Here is a 5,156-nt window from a genome sequence, read left to right as displayed (position 1 = left end):
TTCTCCCCGGAGTCCTGGAGGAATAACCACAGGTCGTTCCCGTACCCAGTCCTTGTCCACCACCCGGGCAACCTGAATCTTGACCCCGAGCTCCCTCTCGATGTCGCTCTGGCGTTCCCAGAGGACTTTTAGAGTCCCCGCCCCAACCGTTCCAAAACCGATAACCCCAATTTTCACCACCTTTTCTGCCATCATCTCACCTCAGATATTGATGACCTTACTCAGAAATTCCTGAGTTCGAGGATGTTTCGGTCGGTAGAAAACCTCTTCAGGAGGCCCCTCCTCAATAATTCTCCCATCGTCAAGATGAATGATGCGGTTTGACACCTCCCGGGCAAACCCCATCTCGTGGGTCACAACAATCATGGTCATACCTTCCCGGGCGAGTTCCTTCATGACATCGAGGACATCTTTAACTGTTTCCGGATCCAGAGCCGATGTAGGCTCATCAAACATCATGACCTTGGGGTTCATGGCCAGCGATCGCGCTATGGCGACCCGTTGCTTCTGCCCTCCTGAAAGCTCCGCCGGATAGGCATAGGCTTTTTCCTCAAGACCAACTTTCCGGAGGAGCTCAAGGGCAATCCGTTCGGCTTCTGCCCTGGGAATCTTTTTCACCTTCTGCGGGGCAAGAGTGATGTTCTCAAGAGCCGTCATGTGAGGAAAAAGGTTGAAACTCTGAAAAATCATTCCTATGGACTGACGAATCTTGCTGAGGTCGACCCTGTTTTGAGTTATGCATACTCCGTCGATAAAAATCTCCCCACTCTGAACAGGCTCAAGACCGTTCAAACATCGCAGCAGTGTGCTCTTTCCCGACCCTGAAGCTCCGATGATGGATACAACCTCTCCAAACCTAACTCGGAAGGTAATGTCCTTCAGCACATGGTGTCGGCCAAAGTACTTGTTAAGGTTTCGCACCTCAACCGCCCACTCACTCACTGTACCGCAACCTCTCCTCCGAGAACCGCACAATACGGGAAATGGCGTAGGTCATGAGGAAGTAGAAAAGTGCTACCCCACTCCAAATTTCGAAAGATTTAAAGGTCCGAGTAATGATGATTTGCCCGGTTCTTGTGAGCTCAGCAATGGCAATGGTTGAAACAAGTGACGAATCCTTCAAAAGAGCGATGAACTCATTCCCCAAAGGAGGAAGAATGCGCACGAAAGCTTGGGGAAGAATCACATAGTACATCGCCTGTCGCCAGGTCATGCCAAGAGAGAGCGCCGCTTCCATCTGCCCCCGAGCGATAGACTCTATGCCCCCTCGGACAATTTCCCCAACATAAGCTCCACTGTTGATGCCCATGGCTATAACACCGGCCAGGAAAGGATCGAGGTTAATCCCTAAAGCAGGGAGTCCAAAGTAGACTAAGAAAATCTGCACAAGGAGAGGTGTCCCCCGGATAATCTCGATGTAGGCCCCTGAAACCGCACGAAGAACTGAATTAGGCCACACCCGACAAAGCCCAGCCACAATGCCAATGCAAAGACCTAAAGCTATGGAAAGCGAGGTAATACGAAGCGTAACTGTTGCCCCCACAAGGAGTGAGGGCAACGCTCTGTAAAGGGCAGAGAAGTCAAAATTCACGCTACTTCGCTAACTCCCCAAACCATTTCCGGTAGATTTCATCGTACTTCCCGGATTCCTTAATCTTTCGAAGCGCTTCGTTAATGGCTGCAAGGAGCTCGAGATCTCCTTTCCGCATCGTCACTCCGTACTTTTCTTCTCCTTCCCGGAAAGTGGCTACAATCTTCATGTCCGGGAGCATCTTCATCCGATAAGCCACTTCCGAAAGATCGTTGACCACAGCATCAGCCCGACCATTCAGAACTTCCATGTAAGCCTTGTCAATAGTGTCGAAACGCTTGACCGTTACGCCTTCGATTTCGCTTACCGCCAAGTCCCCTGTCGTTCCAATCTGCACCGCTACGACTTTCCCTTTAAGGTCCTCAGGTCCTTTTATGGTGGTATTATCTTTCCGGACGGCTATTGCCTGCGAAGTCACATAGTACGGATCGCTCATTTCCTTGGACTTCAACCGCTCCTCGGTAATGGAAGTTGAAGAGATGATGATATCGAACTTACCTGCGTCCAGGGCCGGAAAGATTCCATCCCAGGCCGTATCAATGAATACTGCTTCTACCCCAAGCTCCTCAGCAATGGCCCGCCCCAGGTCGATATCAAACCCCACAATCTCTCCCTTTTCGTCGCGGAATTCCATAGGTGGGTACGTGGCATCGGTTCCAATGTAGATTTTTCCTCGAGCTTTAATTTCATCAAGTGTCGAGGCCGCAGCAAAACTGCTCATTCCCAAAAGAGCAAGAACCAGAAAGAGCAAAAATCTTTTCATCGGCAAACCCCCTTTTTTGACGAATATACCGCTTCTTGAAGGACCTGTCAACGAAGTGCCATCCAAAAGAAAGGATCGCACGCATGCTTTCCCTACCTTACTCCTTCGGGTACAATGACACCAAGGAGGTATGGGTATGAAGGACTGGAAAATTTTCATTGGGAGATATGAGGAGGCATTTAGGGAATCTCTGACCAGAGTAGCTTCACAGGGAGTGATTTCTCGAATCTGGCAAAAGGATTACACTCTCTGGAGCGAAGACCCAAAAGAAATCACCGACCGCCTTGACTGGCTTGAGGCTCCCTGCAGGATGCAGGGAATGGTAAAAACTCTCAAACACTCTGTTGAAGATATACGTCGAGAAGGCTTCACAAAGGCAGTGCTTCTTGGAATGGGTGGATCAAGCCTTGCCCCCCTCATGTTCTCCCAGGTTTTTCCAAGGGGAGAAGGAGCCCTGCCTCTCTATGTCCTTGACACCACCGACCCGGGAGAAATTCGAAAGCACTCCGGCAACCCCGAAACCACCCTCTACATTGTCTCTACGAAATCAGGGACAACTCTTGAAACAGCGGTGCTCTTTCGGTACTTCTACACTCTCCTTGTTGAAGCCGGTGTCCGAGAACCCGGAAAACACTTTGTGGCCATTACTGACCCGGGAAGTCCCCTCGCAAGAGAAGCCGAGGCTTACCGCTTCCGGAGCATCTTCTGCAACAACCCCAATCTCGGAGGACGATACTCCATTTTTTCGCTTTTTGGACTCCTCCCAGCAGCCCTTCTGGGTATAGACCTTTCCCTCCTTCTTGATAGTGCACGAAAAGGCATGGAGGCATGCTTCCCCGATTGCCTTCCTGAGAAAAACAAGGGGGCAACCCTTGGGGTTTTCCTCGGAAGCCTTGCCCTCTCAGGATGCGACAAGGTACTCTTCCTCTTCCCATCACCTCACCTTTTGACCTTTGGCATGTGGCTTGAGCAGCTCATCGCCGAGAGTACCGGAAAGAACGGCAAAGGCATTCTTCCGGTTGTGAAGGAAAAGCTGAGTTTTTTCCCTCGCAAAGACGTGGCGTACATCGTCTTCTTCGAGGAGGAGGACGAGCCCTTAGAGCATTTCCTCAAGACCCTCGAAGAAAGCAACTCACCCTACATTGCCATACCCATAGGGAATCCGTATTCCCTCGGAGAGCAGGCGTACCTTTTTGAATTCGCCGTAGCCCTTGCAGGACACTTCCTCGGCATCAATCCTTTCGACCAGCCTGATGTGGAATTGACGAAGCGTTTCACAAGGGAAATGCTCCGTGCCCGGAAAAAGCTCCTTCCTGACAGCGCCAGAAAAGAGAAAACCGTAACCTTCCTCTGGAAAAAGGAAGTCTCTTCACTTGAGGAAGCTCTGGAATCGTTTACGAAAGAGCTCAAGGCGGATGGATACCTCGCCATTCAGGCATTCACTCCATACAGTGCTGAGCTTGCGAAGACCCTCGAGGCCCTTGCTGAGGCGCTTGAAAAAAGGTGTGGTACCGTCGTCTCCTTGGGGTATGGTCCTCGCTACCTCCACTCCACAGGACAGCTCCACAAAGGGGATGGAGGAAAGGGGAGCTTCTTGCAGATTATCACTGAAAGCGATAGAGATCTTGCCATTCCTGATGAAGCCGGGAAACAAGAGAGTTCTCTCAGCTTCGGCACCCTCAAAATGGCTCAGGCCCTGGCCGACCGCCAGGCTCTCCAGGAAAGAGGCCGGAACGTTCTTACCCTCATCGTTCCAGAGGAGAAAGCGACAGAAAGTCTCGAAGAAGTTGCAACCCTTTTCAGGGGGTAAGGGAATTCCTTTCCCCCTTCTTCCTGCGTTTTTCCAGGTACATTCGGGCATCGGCAGAAGAAAGGAGCTTCTGGATTCTTTCTGAATGCGAAGGGAACGAGGGAGCCCATCCTGCGCTGAAGGAAAGACGATAAGGACGCGAGGTATTCTTGTTCCATTCCTCCACAAGATTCTCAAGACGGGTAAGAATCTTTCGGAGGTCCGAGTTCCTCATGCCCTTCAGAAAGACCACAAACTCGTCCCCTCCAATGCGGGCGATGATGTCTGACCTGCGGAAGACCTTTCGAATTATCTCGCTGAACTCCCGGAGAACCCTGTCCCCTTCCTCATGGCCGAACCGATCGTTAATCCACTTGAGGTTATCGAGATCGATGAAGAGAACCCCCGCCTCTTTCCCCTCCCGTTGGGCCTCAAGGAGGGCATGCTCGGCAAGAACCAGAAACCCTCGTCGATTGTAGAGGCCGGTGAGTTCATCCGTTAAAGAGAGGTGCTCGAGTTCCTGAATGCGCTGCTCTTTTTCCTCAAAATACTCCATAAGGCGAAGAATTTCTTCAATCTTTCGGGCAAAGAGCACGTACAGACGACGTTCCCTTCGGGTAAGGGGAAAGGGGGCCTCGAGAAAGAGAAGAACAGTCGCAGGTCCTACATTTATAGAGAAGGACCATTGATTTTCCCCCGAATACTGGATCGCTTCTCCCACTTCCTCTGCCGAAGAGAAACCCCACAAGGCCTTAGGCTCAAAGTTTCCATTCTTCTTCAAAAGAAGGGCCATACGCTGTGCCCCAAAGAGACGAACCGCCCCTTCCACGATTTCCCGAAAGAACCGATTGCGTGACTCAGGAATAGAGAGAGCAGAAATCTCATGGAGAACAGCAAGTTCTGCCTCAAGAGGAACCTCAAAAGAACACGAAAGGCAAGGTTCCTTCACCCTCTTCCCGGCAACAGCCACAACGATAGTCTTGTTTCGGAAAAGCGGTGCCCTACCGTAGGGA

5 protein-coding genes and 2 pseudogenes (2 of these 7 only partly in view) are annotated in these 5,156 nt (G+C 51.2%); 1 reads left to right on the top strand and 6 read right to left on the bottom strand.

Going from position 1 to position 5,156, the window contains the following annotated elements:
* Positions 1–71: pseudogene (locus H5U36_03530) on the bottom strand (homoserine dehydrogenase); it reaches 1,114 nt to the left of the window's first position.
* Positions 1–192, bottom strand: a pseudogene (locus tag H5U36_03525) (hypothetical protein); it reaches 33 nt to the left of the window's first position. Before H5U36_03525 ends, H5U36_03530 begins: the two co-directional pseudogenes overlap by 104 nt.
* Before the next feature lie 9 nt (positions 193–201).
* A complete protein-coding gene (locus H5U36_03520) occupies positions 202–942 on the bottom strand; it encodes an amino acid ABC transporter ATP-binding protein (GenBank protein ID MBC7217240.1) in 741 nt (246 codons plus the stop codon).
* The gene (locus tag H5U36_03515; protein MBC7217239.1) at positions 935–1,591 is read right to left on the bottom strand and encodes an amino acid ABC transporter permease; all 657 of its coding nucleotides are present in this window, start codon (positions 1,589–1,591) and stop codon (positions 935–937) included. The genes H5U36_03520 and H5U36_03515 overlap by 8 nt, the downstream gene beginning before the upstream one ends.
* A 1-nt stretch (position 1,592) precedes the next feature.
* Positions 1,593–2,354 (bottom strand): basic amino acid ABC transporter substrate-binding protein, encoded by a 762-nt coding sequence (locus H5U36_03510; protein MBC7217238.1) that lies wholly within the window; start codon positions 2,352–2,354, stop codon positions 1,593–1,595.
* Positions 2,355–2,490: 136 nt separating this feature from the next.
* Between H5U36_03510 and H5U36_03505 the strand changes: the two genes are divergently transcribed.
* Positions 2,491–4,164 (top strand): hypothetical protein, encoded by a 1,674-nt coding sequence (locus tag H5U36_03505; protein ID MBC7217237.1) that lies wholly within the window; start codon positions 2,491–2,493, stop codon positions 4,162–4,164.
* Here H5U36_03505 and H5U36_03500 read toward each other — a convergent pair.
* Positions 4,154–5,156: GGDEF domain-containing protein (locus H5U36_03500; protein MBC7217236.1), on the bottom strand; the 1,003-nt coding region annotated here is incomplete at its 5' end. The two genes, H5U36_03505 and H5U36_03500, sit on opposite strands and share 11 nt — an antisense overlap.

It is taken from the genome of Candidatus Caldatribacterium sp., from assembly GCA_014359405.1.
GTDB lineage: Bacteria > Atribacterota > Atribacteria > Atribacterales > Caldatribacteriaceae > Caldatribacterium > Caldatribacterium oleiphilum.
The sequence above is the reverse complement of the archived record's forward strand: the minus strand, read 5'-3'. Positions and strand labels throughout refer to the sequence as shown.